18 protein-coding genes and 2 pseudogenes are annotated in these 22,364 nt (G+C 72.9%); 11 read left to right on the forward strand and 9 right to left on the reverse strand.

Annotation, left to right across the window (positions count from 1 at the left end; translation table 11 throughout):
* Nucleotides 1-166: 166 nt before the first annotated feature.
* Nucleotides 167-1,051: an RNA polymerase sigma-70 factor gene (locus ACFY8O_RS28340; protein WP_387907215.1), complete on the reverse strand. Its 885-nt coding sequence runs from the start codon at nucleotides 1,049-1,051 to the stop codon at nucleotides 167-169.
* A 201-nt stretch (nucleotides 1,052-1,252) separates the two neighbouring features.
* Here ACFY8O_RS28340 and ACFY8O_RS28345 point away from each other — a divergent pair, with 201 nt between their 5' ends.
* Nucleotides 1,253-2,083: an alpha/beta fold hydrolase gene (locus tag ACFY8O_RS28345; protein ID WP_387907218.1), complete on the forward strand. Its 831-nt coding sequence runs from the start codon at nucleotides 1,253-1,255 to the stop codon at nucleotides 2,081-2,083.
* Nucleotides 2,084-2,131: 48 nt separating this feature from the next.
* Here ACFY8O_RS28345 and ACFY8O_RS28350 read toward each other — a convergent pair.
* Nucleotides 2,132-3,010: pseudogene (locus tag ACFY8O_RS28350) on the reverse strand (DMT family transporter); the annotation flags it as partial.
* Between the two features lie 47 nt (nucleotides 3,011-3,057).
* On the opposite strand from ACFY8O_RS28350, the gene pdxR reads away from it, so the two are divergent.
* The 3 genes from pdxR (at nucleotide 3,058) to ACFY8O_RS28365 (ending at nucleotide 7,951) form a co-directional block, all read left to right on the forward strand.
* A complete protein-coding gene (gene pdxR, locus ACFY8O_RS28355; RefSeq protein WP_387907222.1) occupies nucleotides 3,058-4,620 on the forward strand; it encodes a MocR-like pyridoxine biosynthesis transcription factor PdxR in 1,563 nt (520 codons plus the stop codon).
* Nucleotides 4,621-4,691: 71 nt separating this feature from the next.
* Nucleotides 4,692-6,272 carry an alkaline phosphatase D family protein gene (locus ACFY8O_RS28360; protein ID WP_387907225.1) on the forward strand — a complete coding sequence of 527 codons (1,581 nt, stop codon included), beginning with the start codon at nucleotides 4,692-4,694 and terminating at the stop codon, nucleotides 6,270-6,272.
* Nucleotides 6,273-6,532: 260 nt separating this feature from the next.
* Nucleotides 6,533-7,951: a GNAT family N-acetyltransferase gene (locus ACFY8O_RS28365; protein WP_387907346.1), complete on the forward strand. Its 1,419-nt coding sequence runs from the start codon at nucleotides 6,533-6,535 to the stop codon at nucleotides 7,949-7,951.
* Here the strand turns inward: ACFY8O_RS28365 and ACFY8O_RS28370 are convergent.
* Nucleotides 7,851-9,101: a trans-sulfuration enzyme family protein gene (locus ACFY8O_RS28370; RefSeq protein WP_145811647.1), complete on the reverse strand. Its 1,251-nt coding sequence runs from the start codon at nucleotides 9,099-9,101 to the stop codon at nucleotides 7,851-7,853. The two genes, ACFY8O_RS28365 and ACFY8O_RS28370, sit on opposite strands and share 101 nt — an antisense overlap.
* Nucleotides 9,102-9,161: 60 nt before the next feature.
* Between ACFY8O_RS28370 and ACFY8O_RS28375 the strand changes: the two genes are divergently transcribed.
* From ACFY8O_RS28375 to ACFY8O_RS28390, 4 genes and pseudogenes are all read left to right on the forward strand, one after another.
* Nucleotides 9,162-9,680 (forward strand): Lrp/AsnC family transcriptional regulator, encoded by a 519-nt coding sequence (locus ACFY8O_RS28375; protein WP_387907228.1) that lies wholly within the window; start codon nucleotides 9,162-9,164, stop codon nucleotides 9,678-9,680.
* Nucleotides 9,681-9,748: 68 nt separating this feature from the next.
* Nucleotides 9,749-11,434, forward strand: a complete 1,686-nt coding sequence (locus ACFY8O_RS28380; RefSeq protein WP_145811650.1) for a DUF885 domain-containing protein — start codon at nucleotides 9,749-9,751, stop codon at nucleotides 11,432-11,434.
* Between the two features lie 135 nt (nucleotides 11,435-11,569).
* Nucleotides 11,570-12,448, forward strand: a complete 879-nt coding sequence (locus ACFY8O_RS28385; protein ID WP_387907231.1) for an ATP-grasp domain-containing protein — start codon at nucleotides 11,570-11,572, stop codon at nucleotides 12,446-12,448.
* Between the two features lie 68 nt (nucleotides 12,449-12,516).
* A pseudogene (locus ACFY8O_RS28390) lies at nucleotides 12,517-12,717 on the forward strand (Lrp/AsnC ligand binding domain-containing protein); the annotation flags it as partial.
* On the opposite strand, the gene ACFY8O_RS28395 reads toward ACFY8O_RS28390, so the two are convergent.
* From ACFY8O_RS28395 to ACFY8O_RS28405, 3 genes are all read right to left on the reverse strand, one after another.
* Entirely contained in the window at nucleotides 12,707-15,796 is a 3,090-nt protein-coding gene (locus ACFY8O_RS28395; RefSeq protein ID WP_387907234.1) for an AAA family ATPase, read from the reverse strand. The pseudogene ACFY8O_RS28390 and the gene ACFY8O_RS28395 sit on opposite strands and share 11 nt — an antisense overlap.
* Nucleotides 15,793-16,959 carry an exonuclease SbcCD subunit D gene (locus ACFY8O_RS28400; protein ID WP_145811656.1) on the reverse strand — a complete coding sequence of 389 codons (1,167 nt, stop codon included), beginning with the start codon at nucleotides 16,957-16,959 and terminating at the stop codon, nucleotides 15,793-15,795. The genes ACFY8O_RS28395 and ACFY8O_RS28400 overlap by 4 nt, the downstream gene beginning before the upstream one ends.
* A 141-nt stretch (nucleotides 16,960-17,100) precedes the next feature.
* A complete protein-coding gene (locus tag ACFY8O_RS28405) occupies nucleotides 17,101-17,727 on the reverse strand; it encodes a YigZ family protein (RefSeq protein WP_387907237.1) in 627 nt (208 codons plus the stop codon).
* 81 nt (nucleotides 17,728-17,808) lie between these two features.
* On the opposite strand from ACFY8O_RS28405, the gene ACFY8O_RS28410 reads away from it, so the two are divergent.
* Both ACFY8O_RS28410 and ACFY8O_RS28415 read left to right on the forward strand, forming a co-directional pair.
* The gene (locus ACFY8O_RS28410) at nucleotides 17,809-18,225 is read left to right on the forward strand and encodes a CoA-binding protein (RefSeq protein ID WP_387907239.1); all 417 of its coding nucleotides are present in this window, start codon (nucleotides 17,809-17,811) and stop codon (nucleotides 18,223-18,225) included.
* Nucleotides 18,226-18,336: 111 nt separating this feature from the next.
* Entirely contained in the window at nucleotides 18,337-19,173 is an 837-nt protein-coding gene (locus ACFY8O_RS28415) for an aminoglycoside N(3)-acetyltransferase (protein ID WP_387907241.1), read from the forward strand.
* A 215-nt stretch (nucleotides 19,174-19,388) separates the two neighbouring features.
* Here the strand turns inward: ACFY8O_RS28415 and ACFY8O_RS28420 are convergent, their stop codons facing one another.
* Together ACFY8O_RS28420 and ACFY8O_RS28425 are read right to left on the reverse strand one after the other, a co-directional pair.
* Complete coding sequence (locus ACFY8O_RS28420; protein WP_387907244.1) at nucleotides 19,389-19,943, reverse strand: YbaK/EbsC family protein; 555 nt, start codon at nucleotides 19,941-19,943, stop codon at nucleotides 19,389-19,391.
* 30 nt (nucleotides 19,944-19,973) lie between these two features.
* The gene (locus tag ACFY8O_RS28425) at nucleotides 19,974-20,558 is read right to left on the reverse strand and encodes a helix-turn-helix domain-containing protein (RefSeq protein ID WP_387907247.1); all 585 of its coding nucleotides are present in this window, start codon (nucleotides 20,556-20,558) and stop codon (nucleotides 19,974-19,976) included.
* Between the two features lie 91 nt (nucleotides 20,559-20,649).
* Between ACFY8O_RS28425 and ACFY8O_RS28430 the strand changes: the two genes are divergently transcribed.
* Nucleotides 20,650-21,516, forward strand: a complete 867-nt coding sequence (locus ACFY8O_RS28430; protein ID WP_387907349.1) for an EamA family transporter — start codon at nucleotides 20,650-20,652, stop codon at nucleotides 21,514-21,516.
* A 32-nt stretch (nucleotides 21,517-21,548) separates the two neighbouring features.
* On the opposite strand, the gene ACFY8O_RS28435 is transcribed toward ACFY8O_RS28430, so the two are convergent.
* Nucleotides 21,549-22,301: an acyltransferase gene (locus ACFY8O_RS28435; RefSeq protein WP_145811667.1), complete on the reverse strand. Its 753-nt coding sequence runs from the start codon at nucleotides 22,299-22,301 to the stop codon at nucleotides 21,549-21,551.
* Nucleotides 22,302-22,364 lie beyond the last annotated feature (63 nt).

Here is a 22,364-nt window from a genome sequence, read left to right on the forward strand (position 1 = left end):
GTGGATCTCCGGCGGCGAAAGTCCTGAGCTCGCCCGTGCCGGGAACGTGGAGCTCGACTCGGGCCACTGGCCGGTGGCCACCCGCCCCCGAGAGCTCGCCCGTCTCCTGGCGAAGGCGGCCACCTCGCCATCACGCCCGGGCCGGCGGACGGACGCCGCCCTGTCGTCAGTCGATCGCCAGCGAGGCCAACTTGTCGGGGTTGCGGAGGATGTAGACACACTGGATGACCCCGCCGTCGACTTCTGCCTGCACGACCGTGTCCGCCTTCCCGTCCGAGCTGAACACCAGGGCCGGGGCCCCGTTGATCTCCAGGGGCCGCACGTCCAGCGTCCCGCGCCAGCCCTGCCCCACGGCCACGAGGAAGCGGCCGACCTTGCGCGCGGTCTCGATGATCCGCCGGGGCGCCTTCGCGTTGCCTCCGCTGTCACTGACCAGCCGCACATCGGGGGCCAGCAGCGTCAGCATTTGCTCCAGATCTCCCCCGGCAGCCGCGGAGAGGAAGCGTTCGGTGAGGTCACGCCGTACGGCCGGATCCACGGCGTACCGTGGCTTGCGCTCCTCCACATGACGCTTCGCCCGTCCTGCCAGTTGCCGGACCGCCGGCTCGGACCGGTCCAGGGCGGCGGCGATCTCCGCGTAAGGAAAGCCGAAGGCCTCGCGCAGGACGAAGACCGCACGCTCCAGCGGCGAGAGCGACTCGAGTACCACGAGGACGGCCAGGGACACGGATTCGGCGAGAACCGCCCGTTCCGCCGAGTCGGGCACGGTCCGGCCGAATTCGGTGACCACGGGTTCCGGCAGCCAGGGCCCCACGTACGCCTCGCGCCGGGACTGCAGGTGGCGCAGCCGGTCGATGGCCAGGCGCGTGGTGGTCGTCACGAGGAAGGCCCGCGGCTCCCGCACGTCCCCCCGGTCAGCGGACGACCAGCGGAGCCACGCCTCCTGGACGACGTCCTCGGCGTCGGCGACACGTCCGAGCATCCGGTAGGCGACCCCGGTGAGGACGGAGCGGTGTTCTTCGAAAAGATCCGTAACGGTGTCGGCAGTCACTTTCCCATCCCAGCGGACGCGCCGAAGGGTGTCCAGCGGGAATCGCGCCCACCGCCGCCCGACGTGGTGGCGACGGGTGCCCGCTCCGACGGGAACTCCCCTCGCGGCGCTACCCCTTGAACTGCAAGCTACTCGACGGTAATCATGGGTGACGGACCGCCTCGTTCCTGTCCGGCCCGCAGTACCGTCCCGAGGAGCAACATGACCACCACGGTCTCGTTCGCAGTCGACTCCCCCGCCGGCCGTCGCGTCGTCAGCGTGGCGTACGAACGCCGTGGCTCGGGCGCGCCGCTGGTGCTGCTGCACGGGATCGGTCACCACCATCAGGCCTGGGAGCCCGTGCTGCGCATCCTGGCGGCGGAGCGGGACGTCATCGCCGTCGATCTCCCCGGCTTCGGCGCCTCGCCGGCACTTCCCGACGGCCTCGGGTACGACCTGCGGACCTTGGTTCCACTGCTCGGCTCGTTCTTCGAGACGCTCGGTCTCGAACGCCCGCATGTCGCCGGGAACTCCCTGGGCGGGCTGATCGCCCTGGAGCTGGGCCGGCGCGACCTCGTGCGTTCGGTGACGGCGTTCTCCCCTGCCGGCTTCTGGACCCAGGGCGAACGCCGCTACGCCTTCGGGGTGCTGCGGGCGATGCGCGGAGCAGCGCTTACGATGCCGATGCCCCTGATCGAGCAGCTCTCGAAGAGCGCTTCGGGGCGTACGGCGCTGACGAGCACCATTTACGCGCGGCCCGGCCGCCGTTCACCCGGCGCGGTCGTGTCGGAGACCGTCGCCCTCCGCGAAGCCACCGGATTCCACGAGACACTGGAGGCCGGTCTCTCCGTCGCGTTCACCGACGACGTGCCCGACGTGCCCGTCACGGTCGCCTGGGGCACCAAGGACCGTCTGCTCCTTCGCCGTCAGGGCATCCGGGCCAAGCGCACCATTCCGGGAGCCCGCCTCGTGCGCCTGCCCGGCTGCGGCCACGTTCCGATGAACGACGACCCCGCCGCCGTCGCCCGGGTCGTCCTCGACACGAGCCGTTGACGAGGCCGGGCGTCCCCACCCGAGGACGCCGGAGCCGAGGGCGACTCCCAGGCCCACGAGGAGACTCCCGGCACCTTGACCGACGCCGTACGTCCCTGTGCCCACCAGAGGTGCGGTCAGCGCGGCGGACACGGGGATGAGCCCCGAGAAGAGGGCGGCCCGCTCGGCGCCGATACGTCGCATCCCGCTGTACCAGCACACGAAGCCGATCACCGTGACCACGGCTGCCTGCCAGAGCAACGCGGCTGCCTCCGTCGGCGTGGGAACCCGCAGGAAGTCTCCTCCGTCGAGCAGCACGCCGAGAAGCGCGGACTGCACGGCCGCGACGGCGCACACAGCCGCGGACAGCGCCTTGGGTCCGAGCCGGCGCAGCAGCGGGACGGCCAGGACCGCGAAGCCGACCTCTCCCGCCAGCGCGCCCACCGAGTAGAGGATGCCCGCCGGGTCAGTCCGTCCCCACCCCTGGACGGTGAACGCTCCCGCGGCGACGAGGCCGGCGGCTCGGAGAACCGCCCCAGACGGCCTGCGCCCTTCCAGGGCGGGCACGAGGACTCCCACGACGATGGGCGCGCAGCCGACGAAGACCCCGGGGACCGCCGGCTCCGCGGTGCGTTCGGCAGCCAGGACGGCCAGGTTGAAGCCCACCATCCCGATGGCGGCGAGTGCTCCCAGGCGGCCCCACTCCCGGTGGATGAGCTTTCGAGGAGCGGCCGTCGTCCCTCCGCGGCCTCTCCGGTCGAGGAACGGCAGGAGCAGTACGGCCGCCAGGCCGTAGCGCAGCGCCTGGCCACCGGCGTACGGATAGTCGCCGAGCACGCTGTTGGCGGTGAAGGACGCGCCGACCAGGGTGCAGGCGAGAGCGGCGAGCAGCGCTCCGCTCACGGAGGGCGAGCGAAGCCGGGCTCCGCGCGGGGATGTTGGGTTCATGCGGATGACGCTAGGTTTCCGGGCGGTCCCGCTTAAGGTCCACTTCCATGACGTCTACGGGGACCAATCCACCGCCCGCCTCTCCCCCGCGCGCGGGCGGCCCGCCCGCGTCGGCCGCCTGGGAGCTGCTGCTCCCCGCCGTGTCCGCACCCCCACGCCGCCGCGGTCGCGCCCTGCGGTCGGCCTTGCGCGAGGCCGTGCGTTCGGGTCGGCTGCCGGCCGGGACGCGACTGCCCGCCAGCCGTGAGCTGGCCGCCGATCTCGGCGTGTCCCGCGGGCTGGTGACCGAGGCGTACGAGCAGCTCACGGCGGAGAGTTATCTGCGCGCCGGCCGGGGCTCCGGGACCTGGGTGAGCGACGCGGTGCGCCCCTCCGCCGGGCGTGCGCGGGACCTGTCACCGCGTGCGCCGGGCGCGCGGGTGGACTTCCGTCCGGGCACACCTGATCTGGCGCTCTTCCCGCGGAGCGCCTGGGCCTCGGGCCATCGGGCGGCCCTGGACCGGCTGCCGCACGGCTCCCTCGGCTACCCGGACCCCCGCGGGCTTCCCGAACTGCGCACGGCACTCGCCTCCCTGCTGACCCGGCGCCGCGGGGTGGTGGCCGATCCGGAACGGGTGGTGGTGTGTTCGGGAGTGGCCCAGGCGACGACACTGCTCGGATTCGTCCTGCGCGGCCGCGGTGCGACGGCGGTCGGGGTCGAGGATCCCGGAAGCCCGGAGCACGCCTCCCTGTTCCGCTCCACCGGCCTGACAGCGGTCCCCCTTACGCTCGACGGCGAAGGGCTCGCCATGGGGCCGCTGCTGAGTTCCGGAGTCCGCGCCGTGGTCACGACTCCGGCGCACCAGTTCCCGACCGGCATCGCCTACTCCGCCGGTCGGCGCGGCGCGCTGCTCGACTGGGCCCGCGCGACGTCGGGGGTGGTCATGGAGGACGACTACGACGGTGACTTCCGCTACGACCGGGCGCCGGTCGGGGCGCTGCAGGGCCTGGACCCGGAACACGTCGTGTACACGGGCTCGGTCAGCAAGTCCCTCGCGCCCGGGCTGCGGCTCGGCTGGCTCGTGGCGCCGGAGTCGATGACCGACGAGATCGTCGCCCGCAAGCGCACCATGGACCTGGGAAACCCCTCCCTCGACCAGGCGGTGCTGGCCGACTTCATCACCGGCGGCGGGTACGACCGCCAACTGCGGCGCTGCCAGCGTGCGTACAAGGAACGCCGGGACGCCCTGACCGGAGCGCTCGCCGCCCACTTCCCCGGGGCGGAGGTCAGCGGGATCTCCGCGGGCCTGCACATCATCGCCCGGCTGCCTCGGCGGTACGGCCCTCAGGGCGTCTTCCTGCGGCTGGCGGAGGAAGCGGGAATCGCGCTGCGATCGCTGGACTCCTGCACGGCACAACGTCCCGGCAGGACCGGGGACGCCGGGGGCTGCGGCACCGACCAGGACGGCGGCGGTGGGGACGGCACCGTCCGGCTCGTGCTCGGTTACGCACATCTGGCCCCCTCCGCCATCGAGAACGGGGTCCGCCTCCTGGCGGACACGGTCCTGGCGCAGGGACGGCGCGACGGTTGTTCACCTGCGGTTGGCGTGGCCGCTGCCGCCGGGGACTAGGTATGGGTGCGCACACAGCCTGTACGGAAACGCCGTTCCGGCAGCCCCGCTCGCTTCTTGGAGGCGCATCGATGTCGCACCGTCCCCGCATCCCGGCCCCGGGCCGCCGTACCGTGCTGCGCGGCTCGCTCCTCGCCTCGGCCGCGGCTGTCGTGCCTCCGGCACTCACCACCGCGCCCGCCTTCGCTCTGTCCGGCCGCCCCAGCGCGTCGTGGGGCGTGCAGGTCGGTGACGTGACGTCCTCGTCGGCCCTGGTGTGGGTACGTTCCGACCGACCCGCCCGGATGGTGGTGGAGACGTCCGCGACCGAGTCCTTCCGCCGCGCCCGCAGGTGGCACGGCCCGCTGATCGGCGCTCTCACGGACTTCACCGGGACGACACCCCTGTACGGGCTGCCGGCCGGTGAGCAGGTGCACTACCGCGTCGTCCTGGAGGACCCGCACGACCCCCGGCGTACCGGCAGGCCGGTCCACGGAACCTTCCGCACCGCTCCGGCCACCCGCCGGGACGGGGTGCGGTTCCTCTGGTCCGGCGACATCGCCGGCCAGGGGTGGGGCATCAACCCGGACATCGGCGGCTACCGGGTCTACGACGAGATGCGCCGCCTGGACCCGGACTTCTTCCTGTGCAGTGGTGACAACATCTACGCGGACGGGGTGCTCGAACCCAGTGTGACCCTGCCTGACGGGCGGATCTGGCGCAACCTCACGACGCCGGAGAAGTCGAAGGTCGCGGAGACGCTGGACGAGTACCGGGGGAACTTCCGGTACAACCTGCTCGACGACAACGTCCGGGCCTTCAACGCGCAGGTCCCCTCCATCGTCCAGTGGGACGACCACGAGGTACGGAACAACTGGTACCCCGGACAGATCCTCGACGACGCCCGCTACACGGAGAAGAACGTCGACCTGCTCGCCGCGCGTTCGATGCGGGCGTTCCGCGAGTACTTCCCGGTTCCCACGCTGCAGGGTTCTCCCGAGGACAGGCGGCTGCACCGCGTCGTACGCCACGGTCCGCTGCTGGACGTGTTCGTACTCGACATGCGGTCGTTCCGGGACGCCAACTCCCCCAACCGGCGGCCCGAGGACACCACGGGCATCCTCGGTGCCGAGCAGCTGCGCTGGCTCAAGCGTGAACTCTCGCAGTCGCGTGCCGTGTGGAAGGTGATAGCCGCCGACATGCCGCTGGGGCTCGTGGTACCCGACGGTGCCACCGACTTCGAGGCGATCGCGCAGGGCGACCCCGGCGCGCCGCTCGGACGGGAGCTGCAGATCGCCGAACTGCTGCGTCACATCAAGCACCAGAGGATCACCGGCACGCTCTGGCTGACCGCCGATGTGCACTACACCTCGGCCCAGCACTACGCGCCCGAGCGGGCCGCCTTCAAGGACTTCGCCCCGTTCTGGGAGTTCGTGTCCGGGCCGCTCGCCGCGGGAGGCTTCCCGGCCAACGCGCTGGACGGGACGTTCGGGCCCGAGCGTGTCTTCGTCCGGGCACCGGACCGGGCGAACGTGTCCCCGATGGAGCAGCCGCAGTTCTTCGGTGAGGTCGACATCGACGGCGGGAGCGGGGAACTGACGGTGCGGCTGCGTGCCCAAGGGGGCACGGTCCTGTTCACCAAGGTGCTGCGGCCGGGGCGTACGGGGCAGTGACGGCAGGGCCCCCGAGGGCGCGGGCCGACGCCACCCCCGCGAAGGGCTCACCCTTGCGGCGGCCCATGGCCGGAGTGGATCACACCCCGTGACCGCAACGGTCCCCACGCCCGGGTTCCGGGCGGCGCCGGACCGGGCGGCAGCGCTCGGGGGCACCGGGAAAAGGTGCTGAAGACCGACCAGATCCACACGTAACCCATCGGTCACAATCCGTTCGTGATCAGGCAACACCCTTCGGTCACAGTAGGGACATGACTGATGTGACATCCGCGAAGAGTGCCCGCCGCCCGCACCACTGGCGGCGGGACCTGATCGAGCTGGCAGCACTGTTCACGGCCGTGGCCGTGGCCGACGCGATCGCCAATCTGATCGGACACCAGCCCGACGGCCCTTATCTCCTCGGTGCCTCGGCCGTGGCCCTGGTGGCCACGGCCGCGTTCCACACATGGTGGTCACGCAGGCACAGCCACGCACCGCCCCCGGATACCGGCGCCGGCGCGGAGCCCGGGTTCCTGTCCACCGACGCCGGCACCGATGAGGCCGGGGAGGCCGGAACGGTGCTGTGGCGGATGCGGACGACCGTGCGGGACGCCCCCGGCACGCTGGCCGCCCTCTGCATCGCCCTGGCCCGCCACCGGATCGACATCCTGACCCTGCAGACCCACCCGCTGGCGGAAGGCACCGTCGACGAGTTCCTGCTGCGCGCCCCCGCGGCGCTTCCCGCCCAGCAGCTGATCCGGGAGATCGCGGCTGCGGGCGGCTCCTCGACCTGGATCGAGCGCGCGGACGCGCACGACCTGGTGGACACCCCCACCCGGGTCCTCGGCCTCGCCACCCGCACCGCCCTGGACGCCGCCGAACTCCCCCTCGCCCTGCGTCAGCTCCTCGGCCGGTGCACCATCCACTCGTTGCCGGCCCTGTCCGTCACCGGACGTCCCACCGGGGAGAGCGCGCCGGTGGAAGGCGTCCTGGAGGACACCGTGATGCGGCTGCGCGATCCCTCCGGCGGCGTGATCACCGTGGAACGGCCGTACCTCCCGTTCACCCCGACCGAATTCGCCCGCGCCCGCGCCCTGGTCGAGCTCGACAACCGGCTCGGCCCGCGCGTCCCGCGCAGCGAGGACGTCCTCACCCTCCCCGAGGGCAACGAGATCACCGTCCGCCGCGCGGACCGCTCGGACCTTCATGCCGCCCGCGCCATGCACGACCGCTGCTCCGACCGGACCCTCGGCCTGCGCTACCACGGCCCGGTCCGGGACGCCGACCGCTATCTGGACCACCTGCTGAGCCCGCGTTTCGGCCGCACCCTCGCCGTGCAGACGGCTTCGGGCAGGCTGGTGGCGCTCGGCCACCTGCTCTGGGACGGGGACGAGACCGAGGTCGCCCTGCTGGTGGAGGACGACTGGCAGCGCCGCGGTATCGGTTCCGAGCTCCTCGGCCGGCTGGTCGCTCTGGCCGTCGAGGCCGGCTGCGACAGCGTGTACGCGGTGACGCAGGCCCACAACACCGGCATGGTCGCGGCGATGCGGGCGCTCGCGCTGCCGCTCGACTACCAGATCGAGGAGGGCACCCTCGTGATCACCGCCCGGCTGACCCCGTCCGCTCCGCAGCCGACGGCCGGGTCCGTGGAACCTGCGCAGCAGCCGACGACCGAGCAGGTGCGGCAGCTTCGGCGCTGAGCGCCTGACAGAGGTCGGCCCAGAGGTCCTCGACGTCCTCGAGGCCGACCGACATACGCAGGAGACGTTCGCCGACTCCCGCGGCCCGCCGGTCTCCCTCGGCCACGATGCGGTGGCTGATGGAGGCCGGATGCTGGATGAGCGTGTCCACGCTGCCGAGGCTCACGGCGGGGGTGATCAGCCGGACGTCGGAAATGATCCGGTGCGGATCCCCGAAGACCTCGAAGGACACCATCGCCCCACCCACCTCCGGGTAGTGGACCCGGGCGACGCGAGGGTCGGCCGAAAGCCTGCGGGCCAGCTCCGCGGCGGAGGCCGAAGCGGCCCGGATCCTCACCGGCAGCGTGGACAGACCGCGCAGCAGCAGGTAGCCGGCCATCGGGTGCAGAACACCTCCGGTGGCGAACCGCACCTGCCGCAGGGTGGCGGCGAACTCCTCGTCGCAGGCGACGACTCCGCCCATGACGTCTCCGTGGCCGCCGAGGTACTTCGTGGCGCTGTGGAGGACGATCCGGGCGCCGTGTTCCACGGGCCGCTGGAGCACGGGCGTCGCGAAGGTGTTGTCCACCAGCAGCGGCACGGACCCGCAGGAGTGCGCGACGGCCCTGATGTCGATCTCGGCCAGCGTCGGGTTGGCGGGGGTCTCGACCATCACCAGGCCGGTGTCGGGCCGGATCGCGTCGGCAATGCCCGCCGGGTCCGTCCAGGTCACCTCGGTGCCCAGCAACCCGGCGCCCAGGAGGTGGTCGCTGCATCCGTAGAGCGGGCGCACCGCGACGACATGGCGCAGGCCCAGGCTCGCACGGGCCAGCAGCACTGCGGTGAGCGCCGCCATCCCGCTGGCGAAGGCGACCGCGCTCGCGGTGCCCTCCAGACGGGCGAGGGCCGTCTCGAAGCGAGCCGTCGTCGGGTTGTCCAGCCGTGCGTAGACCGGCGGGCCGTCCGGCCTGGCCCCCGTGGTGGCGAAGGCGTCGATACGCGCGGCCTCGCCCCGGGAGTCGTACGAGGGGTAGGTGGTGGACAGGTCGATCGGCGCCGCGTGCAGCCCGAGAGAGGCGAGATCGTCGCGTCCCGCGTGCACGGCTTCGGTGGCGAGCGCCCTGGACCGGAAGGGTGCGGGGGGCGTCGGTGACATGGCTTCGGTGTCCATGGAAGCCAGCTTGAACATCGACCGGCGTCCTGGGCTCCCATGCCGTGCTACGTTCGCCGAATGCCTGACTCCGTCGCTCTCGATCCGGTCGATCTGCATATTCTGCGATTGCTGCAGAACGATGCCCGGACGACGTACCGGGAGCTCGCGGCCGAGGTCGGGGTGGCCCCCTCGACGTGTCTGGACCGGGTGGCGCGGCTGCGTCGCTCGGGGGTGATCCTGGGGCACCGGCTGCGGCTCGACCCGGCCAGGATCGGGCGCGGTCTGGAGGCGCTGCTGCTGGTGCAGGTCCGTCCGCACCGCAGGGAGCTGATCGGTCCGTTCGTCGAGCGGATCCGGGCCCTTCCGGAGTCCCGGGCGTTCTTCCACCTGACGGGGCCCGACGACTATCTGGTGCATGTGGCGGTGGCCGGCCCGGCGGATCTGCAGCGCCTCGTGCTGGACGAGTTCACCTCCCGTCGCGAGGTGGCGCGTGTGGAGACGCGGCTGATCTTCCAGCAGTGGGAGTGCGGCCCCCTGTTGCCGCCGTCGGAAGGAGCGCGGGCCCCGGAGTCGCAGCCCGGCTCCCCCGCGCCGTAGAGGCTCCTGCCCAGGCGGGAAGTCGATACCCCGTGACGAACGGGCCTTCGCCGTACGAGGATGTCCATATGTCAGACACTTCGAGCAGCGCACTGCCGCGCCAGGTCGCCGACGCGTACGTCGACGCATACATCGAACTCGACCCGATCACCGGTACCTACCTCGGTGTCGCGGAAAGCGCCCGCCGGCTGCCCGATTTCTCGCCCTCCGGTCAGGCCGCCCAGGCCGAACTCATCCGCCGCACCCTCGTGGAGCTCGACGCCGCCGAGCAGGTGCCGGGGGCGGAGGCCGAGGAGGAGAGGCGGTGCGCACGGCTGTTGCGGGAACGCCTGACGGCCGAACTCGCCATCCACGAGGCCGATGAGGGCCTGCGGGCCGTTTCCAACATCCACTCCCCCGCCCACAGCATCCGCGAGGTGTTCACCGCGACACCGACGGCGACGGACGAGGACTGGGCGGCGGTCGTGGACCGCCTGCGGGCCGTTCCCGCCGCGCTGGAGGGGTATCGCGCCTCGCTCGCACTCGGCCTGGAGCGCAAGCTGTACGCCGGCCCGCGCCCCACGGCGACGTTCACCGGGCAGCTGGGCACCTGGGCCGGTGAGGACGGCCCGGGGTTCTTCCAGGACTTCGTGGCCGCAGGCCCGGACCCGCTGCGCACGGAGCTGGACGAAGCAGCGCGGCAGGCCGCCGCCGGGCTCCTCGCGTTGCGGGACTGGATGAGGGACGTGTACGCCCCGGCCGTCGAGGGTGCTCCCGACACCGTGGGCCGTGAGCGCTACGCCCGCTGGTCGCGCCAGTTCAACGGCACGGATCTGGATCTGGACGAGGCGTACGCGTACGGCTGGTCCGAATACCACCGGCTGCTGGCCGAGATGAGGACCGAGGCGGAGAAGATCCTGCCGGGCGCGGGGCCATGGGAGGCGCTTGCCCACCTCGATGTGCACGGCAAGCACATCGAGGGCGTCGACGAGGTCCGGGTGTGGCTGCAGAGCCTGATGGACGAGGCGATCGAGGCGCTGGACGGCACGCACTTCGAACTCGCCGAGCGGGTACGGAAGGTGGAGTCCCGGATCGCCCCGGCAGGTGGCGCCGCCGCACCGTACTACACCGGGCCGTCGGAGGACTTCTCACGCCCCGGCCGTACCTGGCTGCCCACGATGGGCGAGACCCGCTTCCCCGTGTACGACCTGGTGTCGACCTGGTACCACGAGGGCGTGCCGGGCCACCATCTGCAGATCGCCCAGTGGACGCATGTCGCCGAGAGCCTCTCGCGCTACCAGGCGTCGATCGGCCACGTCAGCGCCAACGCCGAGGGCTGGGCCCTGTACGCCGAGCGGCTGATGGACGAACTCGGTTTCCTGCCCGACGCGGAGCGCCGGCTCGGCTATCTGGACGCGCAGATGATGCGCGCCTGCCGGGTCATCGTCGACATCGGCATGCACCTGGAGCTGGAGATCCCGGCGGACTCGCCCTTCCACCCCGGTGAGCGGTGGACGACGGACCTGGCCGAGGAGTTCTTCGGCAACCACAGCGGCCGTCCTGCCGACTTCGTGGAGAGCGAGCTGACCCGCTACATGTCGATGCCGGGGCAGGCGATCGGTTACAAGCTGGGCGAGCGGGCCTGGCTGCTGGGCCGGGAGAACGCCCGTAAGGCGCACGGCGACGCGTTCGATCTGAAGGCCTGGCACATGGCCGCCCTCTCCCAGGGCTCGCTCGGCCTGGACGATCTGGTGGACGAGCTGTCCAGGCTCTGAGCCGGGGTGCCCGGGGTCCGGTGGGCTGCCACCGGCCCCGGGCACACGCTCCTCCCGCCCGGCACCTCCCGGCACCAGGTCCGCCGCATGCTCCGCGTGCACGGCCCACCCCACGTCACGAAGGACGAGTCCCGCATGACCGCGCCCGGTTTCCTGTTCTGCCGCGACCCGCTGCGGCCCGGGCGCCCGGACCCGCAGTTCGCCCCGGAGGCGGAGGTGCTGCGGCAGACCGGTGCACGGGTGGTGCTGGTCGACCACGACGCGTTGCTCGCCGGGGACGCGGAGACCGCCGTGGAGCGGGTACCGCGGGCTTCGGGGGCCTACCGCTACCGTGGCTGGATGGTGCCCGCCGCCCGTTACGAGGCGCTGGAGCGGGCCCTCGCCGCTCGGGACTGCGCCCTGCTCACCGGCGCCACCGCGTACCGCACGGCCCACGAACTGCCCGGCTGGTACGACACGTTCACCGGCCTCACCCCGCGCAGCGTCTGGCGCGCGCTGCTCCCGGGAGAACCCTTGCCGGGCCCGTCCGTCTGGGCGGCCCTGGCGTCGGGACTCGGCCCGGGCCCAGGCATCGTCAAGGACTTCGTGAAGTCCCGGAAGCACGAATGGCACGAGGCGTGCTTCGTCCCGGACCTGACGGACACGGACCGGCTCGCCTCCGCCGTCGGCAGGTTCGTGGAACTCCAGGGCGGATTCCTGGCGGGCGGCGTGGTGGTGCGCGCCTACGAACCCTTCGTCCCGGGCGGTGAGGCGCGGGTGTGGTGGGTGGACGGTGAGCCGGTGCTGGTGACCGCGCACCCGGACACCCCGGGCCAGGTACTGGCGCCCTGCCTCGACGACGTCGGCGAGGCCGTGCGCCGGCTCCGCTGCTCCTGGGTGACCACCGACATGGCGCTGCGCGAGGACGGCGTGTGGCGCGTGGTGGAGGTGGGCGACGGCCAGGTCAGCGGTCTGCCCGCGGCGGACGACGGCCGGGATCTGTTCGGCGCGCTGCTCGGCCACGGCAGCGCATGAAGCGCGCCCTGGGTCAGCAGCCGCAGTCCTCTTGCCTCGACGGGCCCGGTGAGCGGGTCGGCGTCGCGCCGCTCCACGACCTGACGGAGACCACGCCGGAGATCGTGGAGGCCCACCACGTGACCGGGGACGACTGCTTCGTGCTGAAGGTGACCGCCAGGTCCATGCGTCACCTGGAGGAGGTGACGGGGAGGATCGGCATCCTCGGGTCGGTGACCACCAGCATCGTGTACTCCTCGCCTCTCCCCCGCCGCCCGGTCAGCCGCTGAGCGTGCCGGACACCCGGTGGCGGACCGCCGAGCCGTGACGCTCCTTCACGACCTCCAGCTGGGCGGGGATACGGCGGCGCAGGTCGCCCACGTGGCTGACGATGCCGACGCTCCGGTCACGTTCGCGCAGTGAGTCCAGTACGTCGAGCACCTCGTCCAGGGTCTGGTCGTCGAGACTGCCGAAACCCTCGTCGATGAACAGGGTGTCCAGGCGTACGCCCCCCGCCTCGTCCGTCACCACGTCGGCGAGACCGAGTGCCAGGGCCAGGGAGGCGAAGAAGGTCTCGCCGCCGGAGAGCGTCGCCGTGTCGCGTTCGCGGCCCGTCCAGGAGTCGACGACGTGCAGTCCGAGCCCCGCCCTGCGTCCTCCGCTGCGCTCGTCGGAGTGGACCAGCGTGTAGCGGCCCGAGGACATCCGCCGGAGGCGGGCCGTCGCGGCGGCGGCCACCTGTTCGAGCCTGGCCGCCAGTACGTACGCCTCCAGCCTCATCCTGCGCTCGTTGTCGGCCGAGGTCCCCGCGGTCAGCCCTGCGAGACGGGCCACTCTCTCGTACTCGCGGCGCAGTGGCCCGAGCGCGCGTACCCCGTCCTCCACGCGGCGGGACAGCCGGTCGAGCTCCGCGCCACGCTCGTGCGCTGCGGCGTGCCCCGCCGCGCTCTCGCGCAGCAGCTTCACGGACCGCTCGTACGCCTCCTGCGCGGCGTCCGGCGCGGCGGGCGGGCGGGCGGCCGCTTCCCTGGCGTCCCGCTCTGCCAGCCGGTCGGCGACCGTTGCGGCCTCCGTCTGCCACGCGTCGATCCGGTGCTGGAGCTCCCGCTGCGCGGTCTCGCCCAGCAGCTTCGCCTCGGCGGCCTGCGGAGTCTCGAAGCCGGCCCGGAAAGCGGCGTCCGCCAGCCTGCCGTCGGCCTCCTTGAGCCGCTCGGCGGCACTCTGCTCGTCGCGCAGCGCCTCCGCAGCACCGGCGAGAAGCCCGGCCCGGTGCTCCAGCAGACGCGCGTGCGCGGCGACGGAGCCACCGGCGCCACGCGCCTTCACCAGCTCGGCTTCCAGCGCGGCCTGCTCGCGGTCGAGTGCCTCCCGCTGCGAGGTACGGGCCGCCGCTCGGCGCTCCGCCTGCTGCCTGTCCTCGATCCGGCCGAGGTGCTCCCGTTCGGCGACGGCGAGGGCTTCCCTGGCGGCGTGCGTACCGGCGGCGAGGCGGTGGGCGTCCGCGTGTTCCCGGGTCAGCCGGTCAGTGAGCTCCTGGAGCGCGGCCACGGAGGCGGGAAGGCGGTCCTGCGGACCGGGCGCCCCGGCCTCGCTCTCGGCCCCACCCGGCACGGCCGCGTCGGCCTGCTCCTGCGGACCCTCGGCTTCCGCACGCGCCGCCGCCAGACGCTCCCGCAGGACGCCGAGTTCGGCCTCGGCCTCCGCACGCGCCTGGGCCGCGCGCTGGTGGGCGGCGAGGGCCGCCTCCTCGGTCGCCCGGTCCACGTGCCCGTCCCCGGCCCGCGCGGGGTCCGGGTGCTCGGCCGATCCGCACACCGTGCAGGCCACACCGTCGACCAGCCCGGCGGCCAGTTCCGCCGCGATGCCCCGCAGCCGCTGCTCCCGCAGCCCCAGCCACGTCTCGTGCGCGGCCGCCGCGCGCTCACGCGCCGCCGTCAGGGCCGCCGCGGCTGCTTCCTCCTGCACGCAGAGGGCGTCGCGCCGCCGCGCCGCGTCCAGCCGCCTGCGCGCGGGACCGAGCCGGCCGGCCAGCTGCTCAGCCAGGGTCGCCGCGTCCTGTGCCGCCTCGATGCGCGCCCTGAGGGTGTGGCGCGTCGCCTCCCAGCCCGACAGCCAGGCCTCCGCCTCCTGGATGAGCTCGTCGTCGGCGCGCGACTGCCTGTCGAGGCCGGCCCGTTCGGTGTCGATGTCCCTGCTGCGCTGTTCGGCACGGCGCGCGGCGTCGAGGGCGCCCAGCTCCGCTCGGATCGCTCGTTCCCTCTCGGCGAGCTGCTCGATCCCCGCGTCCGCCAGCTCGGGCGGCAGCTCGGCGCGGGAGCGGTCGCGGGCGAGGACGGCCGTGCGGTGGGCCCGCTCCGCCTCGTTCCGCAGGTCGAGAGCCGGGGCGACCAGGTCCGCCTTGCGCGCACGGGCCAGCTGCTCGTGGCACCGGTCGCGTTCCGCGCGGCGCTCCTCCAGCCCCGCGGCACGGCGCCGGGTCTCCTCGTACCGCTGCTGGAGCCGGGCGAGTTCGCGCTCGGCTTCCACCGCGTGGCGTGCGTCGGCGTTCCGGCCCTCGGCCTCCGCCAGGACGCAGCGGGCGATGTCGAGCCGCTCGCGGGCTCCGCTGCGTGCGACGGCCGCCCACCGCAGGACGCCGTCGGCCAGCCCGGGCTCACCCGGGCGCTCCCCGGGCTGCGGCATCTCGTCCGCGGCCGGCCCGGCCGCCTGCGCGATGCGCTGGGCGAGGGCGAGGATCTGCTCGTCCGCCGCCTTGACGCGGGCCTCGGCGGTCCGGCGCAGCTCGGCCAGGCGTTCCTCGACGGCGGCGAACCTCCTGGTGTCGAAGAGCCTGCCGAGCAACTTGCCGCGTGCCTCCGCGTCCGCGCGCAGGAACCGGGCGAAGTCGCCCTGGGGCAGCAGCACCACTTGGCAGAACTGGTCCCGGCTCATGCCGATGAGGCCGCCGATCTCCTCACCGATCTCCTGGTGGGAGCGGCTGAGCGCCTTCCAGCCGTGCTCGGGGTCGTACTCGCGCAGCCAGCTCTGAGCCTTCTCCGTGGTGAAGCCGCCGCCCCTCTTCTTGGGCCGGGGCTGGGCGGGCCGCCGGGTGACCTCCAGCCTTCGCCCTCCGACGGTCAGCTCCAGGCACACCTCGGTCGGCCGGTCCACCGCGGCGTGGTCACTGCGCAGAGAGGCGCCGGGACTCTGCCGCGCCCCGGGCACCGCCCCGTACAGCCCGTAGCAGACGGCGTCGAGCACCGAGGTCTTGCCGGCGCCCGTCGGTCCGTGCAGCAGGAAGATCCCGGCCGAGGAGAGCGCGTCGAAGTCGACCTCCTGGGTGCCGCCGAAGGGTCCGAAGGCGGTCAGGGTGAGCTTGTGCAGCCTCAACGGGACACCTCGTCGACTGCGTCGTCCACGCGTACGTCGTCGAAGGCCGCGCGCAGCACCGTCCGCTCCTGTGCGCTGGGGCCGCTTCCGCCGCGTACATGGGCCACGAAGTCCTCCGCGATCTGGTGGTCGTCCCGGCCCTTGAGCCGCTGGGCGTACGAGGCGGAGGGGTCCTCGGGGGCGCGCTCGGGCTCGAGGACCAGGCTGAGGGTGTGGGGAAAGCGTTCGAGCAGCCGGGCCATCGGCTCGTCCGGCCGGACGGGGTCCGTGAGGGTGGCCTCGACCCAGGACTCCCGGTGCCGTTCGGCGGCGGGGTCCTCCAGCAGCGTGCCGAGGCGCCCGCGCAGACGCGCGAGCGGGCGCGGCACCGGGCAGTCGAGGCGTTCTGCCGCGAGGTCGCCGCCCGCGCCGAGGTCGATCAGCCACATGGTCTTGCGGTGGGCGTGCTCGGAGAAGGAGTAGGCGAGCGGGGAGCCCGAGTAGCGGACGCGCTCCGTGACGGTCTGGCAGCCGTGCAGGTGGCCGAGCGCCACGTAGTCGACGCCGTCGAACACTCCGGCGGGTACGGCCGCGACGCCGCCGACGGTGATGTCGCGTTCGCTGTCGCTGGGTTCACCGCCCGCCACGAACGCGTGGGCGAGGACCACCGAGCGGGTTCCGGCGGGGCGGGACGCGAGATCGGCACGCACTCGCTCCATGGCCGCCGTGAGGACCGCTTCGTGCCCTGCCTTCGACGCGCCCAGCGTGTCCTTGACGAGAGCGGGTTCCAGGTAGGGCAGGCCGTAGAAGGCCACGTCGCCATGGGCGTCGTGCAGCACGACCGGGGTGGCGCAGTCCCCGGGGTCCGTACGCAGATGGATGCCGGCCCGTGCGATCAGCCCGGCCCCGACGCCCAGCCTGCGGGCCGAGTCGTGGTTCCCGGAGATCATGACGGTCGGGACCCCGGCCGCCGCGAGCCGGTGCAGTGCGTCGTCGAACAGCTGGACCGCCGACAGCGGCGGCACCGCCCGGTCGTAGACGTCGCCGGAGACGACGACCACGTCGACGGCCTGCTCCCGCACCGTCTGCACGAGGTGGTCGAGGTAGGCGGCCTGGGCGTCGAGCATCGGGACGCGGTGGAAGGACCGGCCCAGATGCCAGTCCGAGGTGTGCAGAATCCTCACGACATCACTCCGACGGCTTCGACCCGCATGTTCCACTTCCTCCGCCCCCAGGACCCCACCGGTCCGGTACTCCGCCCGCCAGGAAATCCGCCGCGGACCGGACCACGCTAATGCCGCGCGGCCCCGGATCCCTCATCGGCCTCAGAGGTTCCCGTATGCCTCGCCACCCAGTTCGAGTGTCGCGGCGCCCTGGGTGGCGTCGGCCAGCCAGCCTCTGAACCCGTCCACGTCGGCGTCCGGCAACCCGATCCCGAAGGTCACGGCCTCGGCGTACGCCACCTCTCGCACGGCCACGCCGGTGGCGCGCAGATCGTTCTCCAGCTTGCCCGCCCGCTGGTGGTCGACGGTGACGGTGGCGAGCCGGAAGCGCCTGCGGGTGATCGTGCCCAGCGCGTCCAGTGCCTCGCCGACGGCCCCGCCGTACGCCCTGATCAGACCGCCGGCGCCGAGCTTGACGCCGCCGAAGTAGCGGGTGACGACCGCGACGACGTATCGCGTCTCACGGCGCAGGAGCATCTGGAGCATGGGGACACCCGCCGTCCCCCCGGGTTCACCGTCGTCGCCGGCCTTCTGCACGGAGGCGTCGGCGCCGATCACGTAGGCGAAGCAGTTGTGGTTGGCGGTGGGGTGCTCCTTGCGCACACGGGCGATGAAGTCCTGCGCCTCCTGCTCCGTGGCGGCGGGGGCCAGCGCGCAGAGGAAGCGGGATCGGCTGACCTCGGTCTCGTGCACGCCCGCGCGGGCGACTGTCCGGTACTGCTCCTGCATCGCCCCAGCCTATGCGCCGGTTCGACCACACGTTCACCCTCCCGTGGGGAATGTGCCGGGCGGGCCGTCCGTTGTCCCGGCATGTACGCAGACGACGAGACGATCCGCAGGATTCTTCTGGACTCGGGCGACACCTGGGCGGTGGTCGGCCTGTCGGGCAATCGCTCCCGCGCGGCCTACGGGGTGGCCGGGGTGCTCAAGGCCTTCGGCAAGAAGGTGGTGCCGGTCCATCCCAAGGCGGAGACGGTCCACGGTGAGCAGGGTTACGCCTCACTGGCGGACATACCCTTCCCCGTCGACGTGGTGGATGTCTTCGTCAACAGCGACCTGGCGGGAGGTGTCGCGGACGAGGCGGTCGCGGCCGGCGTCAAGGCGGTCTGGTTCCAGCTCGGGGTGATCGACGAGGAGGCGTATGCGCGCACGCGCGCTGCGGGGCTCGACATGGTCATGGACCGTTGCCCCGCGATCGAGATACCCAGGCTGAACAGCCGCGCCTGACAGGGGGATCCGGCCGGCCCGGCAGTACCGCCGTCCCGTCCGGGCGCACCGTCGCACCCTGTCCGGAAGGTGTGGTGCCACGGCTCCTTCCCGGCGGGGAGAATGTGCGCTGTGACACAGCCTCTCCTTCGGCGCGACGATCGCACCGCCACCCGGCCGGACAGGTTCGGCGAACGCACCGCCGCCCAGCTGGACAGGCTGGGCGTGCGGCGGGGCGGCATCCTGCTGGTGCATGCCTCGATGCGTAGCGCGGGCGGGAGCGCCGACGCCGTGGCCGCCGCCCTTCGCCGGGCTCTGGGGCCGGAGGGGACCCTGGTCGTGCCCGCCTTCACCCCGGAGAATTCGGACACGTCCCGTTCCTACCTCGACCGGGTCCGGGGACTGAACGCGCCGGAGCGCGCCGCCGTGCGGGCGGCCATGCCGCCGTTCGACCCGGCGACGTCGTCGGCCCGCTCGATGGGCGCGCTCGCCGAGACGGTGCGGCTGACACCGGGTGCGCTCCGCAGCGGCCACCCACAGACCTCGTTCGCGGCGATCGGTCCGGCGGCCGGGATGCTGCTCGGCGAGCATCGCCAGGACTGTCATCTGGGCGAGGCCTCACCCCTCGCCCGCCTGTACGAGGCCGACGCGCAGGTCCTGCTGCTGGGCACCGGCTTCGAGAGCTGCACCGCCTTCCACCTCGCGGAGTACCGCGTCCCGCACCCGGTCCGGCGCCCGTACCGCTGTGTGGTGGCGTCGGAGGGCGGGCGCCGTTGGTGGGAGTACGAGGACATCGAGCTGGACGACAGCGACTTCGCCGCCCTGGGAGCCGACTTCGTCCGCCGTTCGCCCGTCGGTACGGTGCGCACGGGCCCGGTGGTCTCGGCGCCGAGCCGGCTGTTCGGCTTCCGCGCGGCGGTGGATTTCGCCGCGGGATGGTTCGGGAACCATCGACCCCGAGGCGCCTGAGAAGCCCCTCCGTCACCGGCACCGGCAGCGCGACCGGCCCGCGGCCCCTCCGGCTCGGCGGAGACGGTCCGTGTGCGCCTCCGCCCGGCGGAGACGGTCCGGTCCCTCCCTGCGCTCGGCGGGCGGACCGGTCGCTCCGATCGCTGTCCGCCCGGCTCGACGGACGGTCCGCCATCCCCCGGAGCTGTGGGCCGGCACGCGGCGGACGGCCTGAGTCAGACCCCGAGGCCCTCCACCAGGACCGCTCCCGGGAGCGCCGCGAGGGCCTTGCCCGGGACGATCAGTTTGCCCCGGCGGCGTCCGCTGCCGATGAGGACCCATTCCTCGTCGGCCACGACGGGGTCGAGCAGCAGCGGCCAGGCTCGAGGAAGGCCGACCGGAGTGATCCCGCCGTACTCCATACCGGTCTCGCCGATGGCCACGTCCATCGAGGCGAAGGATGCCTTGCGTGCGCCGAGGTGCCGGCGTACCGCCCCGTTCACGTCCACGCGGGCGCGCGAGAGCACCACGCACGCGGCGAGGGTGACGTCGGATCCCCTCTTTCCCGCGACCACCACGCAGTTGGCCGACCGGTTCAGCAGTTCCGGGCCGTAGTGCTCAGCGAAGACGGCTGTGTCGGCCCACTCCGGGTCGGTGTCGACGTGGACGACCGACTCGGCGGGCACGCCGCCCCAGCCCGCCGCAACGGCGTTCGCGACGGGCGCGGGAAGCAGATCCAGCCGCTCCGCGGCAGGTGAGGCGTCGGTGAAGGTGCCCAGAGGTGCGTGCATGCCGTCACGCTAACAGCCTCCGACCACGGCTCACTTGCCCTCTCCGCGTACCGGCGGGACCGATACCGCCATGGTCATCTCGGCCGGTTCGGTGCCGTCGTTGCGGTAGACGTGCGGCACGTGTGCCTCGAACGTGGCGGAGGTGCCGGCCGGCACCTGGTGCGCCTCGCCGTCGACGACCAGGGTCAGTTCACCCGCCGCGACATGGAGGAGTTCCACCGTCCCCACGGGGTGGGGGTCGGAGGCGCTGCTGTCGCCGGGCATCAGGTGCCAGGACCACAGCTCGAGCGGCCCCCGGGCGTCCGTGCCGACCAGGAGCGTGGTCGAGCTGCCCGCCTCCGTGGACCACAGGCGCACCGCCTGACTCTCGGGAACCAGCCGCACCTGGGGGCCCTGCTCGAAGTCGAGCAGGGTGGTGATGCTGATGCCCAGCGCGTCGGCGAGCTTGACGGTGGTGCCGACGCTCGGGTTCGTACGCGCCTGCTCGATCTGGATGATCATGCCCCGGCTCACGCCCGCCCGGGCCGCCAGTGTGTCCAGGGTGAAACCACGCTCACCCCGCCACCGCTTGAGGTTGCGCGCGAGCGACTGCGTGAGCTGATCGAGGTCAGACACATTCCGTCCAATATCATGGATGACAGAGTTCAAAATATTGCACTACGGTGTGGTGTACCCACCGACCACCCGACTGTACTGCGAGGCACTTATGACGGCGCTGTTCGCCCTGGCCACCAGCCTCCTGTGGGGCCTGGCCGATTTCGGCGGCGGAGTGCTCACCCGACGGGTGCCCGCGCTCACCGTGGTGGTCGTCTCGCAGTGCATCGCCGCGGTGGTGCTGGGTGCCGTCGTGATCGCGACAGGCGGCTGGAGCGAGGCCGGCGGGCGGCTCTGGTTCGCGGTCGCGGCCGGTGCGGTGGGCCCGGTGGCGATGCTCAGCTTCTACAAGGCCCTTGCCCTCGGGCCGATGGGGGTCATCTCCCCGCTCGGCTCGCTCGGGGTCGCGGTCCCGGTGAGCGTGGGCCTGATCGTCGGCGAGCGGCCAGGGCTGTTGCAGGCGGCGGGGGTGGCGGTCGCGGTCCTCGGTGTCGTACTGGCCGGCGGGCCGCAGTTGCGCGGAGCGCCCGTGCAGCGCCAGGCGGTCGTGCTGACCCTGCTGGCCGCCTTCGGCTTCGGGGCCGTGATGGCGCTGATCGCGGAGGCGTCGACGACGGTCACCGGCCTCTTCCTCGCCCTCTTCGTCCAGCGCGTCACGAACATCGTGGTCGGCGGAACGGCGCTGTACGTCTCGGTGCGCCGGGGCGGTCGCGCGCTCCCCGAGGAGGGTGGAGTCGGCGTGGTGCGGGCCGCGCTGCCCGCGCTGGCGTTCGTGGGCCTCGCCGACGTGGCGGCCAACGGCATGTACGCGGTCGCCGCTCAGCACGGCCCGGTCACCGTCGCCGCCGTCCTGGCCTCGCTGTACCCGGTGGTGACGGCGCTGGCCGCGCGGGGCGTACTGGGCGAGCGGATGCGCGGGGTCCAGGCCGCGGGCGCGGGCCTGGCCCTGCTCGGCACGGTCCTGCTGGCCACGGGCTGACGCCTCCCGCCGGTCGCGGAACGGCCCCGGGCTCAGGCCCGCTCGACCGGGTCCTCCGGGAGCAGCGCCACGGCGGCCAGCTGTTCGGGGGTGACCCCTTCGGGAATCGGTACGGGCGCGGGGGTGCGCAGCGGTGGCTGCCAGCCCTCCTCCGGGTCCCAGCTGCGCACGACGCGGGCCGGCGCCCCGGCCACCACGGCGTGGTCGGGAACGGTGCCGCGCACCACGGCCCCTGCCGCGACCACGACGTTGCGGCCGAGTGTGGCCCCGGGGAGGATCACCGCGCCGGTGCCGATCCAGCACCCGGGCCCGACCACCACGGGTTCCATGCGGGGCCACTGTTTGCCGACCGGCTCATGGGGGTCGTCGTAACTGTGGTTGGTCGACGTGATGTAGACGTACGGACCGCAGTACGTGTCCGAGCCGATGGTCACCGTCGTGTCGGCGATGACATGGCTGCCCCTGCCCAGCACCACGCCGTCGCCCAGGGTCAGGATGGGCTCGGAACCGAGGTCCAGATCGGGCATCAGACCGGCGGTGAGTGTGACCTGCTCCCCGATGATGCAGTGATCGCCCAGCTCGATCCACGGTTCCCCGAACACCGTGCCCTGCGGGAAGGCGAGCCGGGTCCCGGTGCCGATACGGCCGAAGCGCAGGCGCCCCGGATGCTGCGCGGTGACGGCCCCGGTCTCCTGCACCCAGGCCCAGACCCGGTGGACGGCGCGGGACATGACACCACGCCGCCGGAGGCTCAGGGAGGAGAACAGGTCTCGGTTCTTCGGCACCCGCTCACGGTAGTCGGAGGCATCCTGACGGGTCCGCGCGGCCGGCTGTGATGTTCACCCCAC

It is taken from the genome of Streptomyces argenteolus, from assembly GCF_042902585.1.
Lineage (GTDB): Bacteria > Actinomycetota > Actinomycetes > Streptomycetales > Streptomycetaceae > Streptomyces > Streptomyces argenteolus.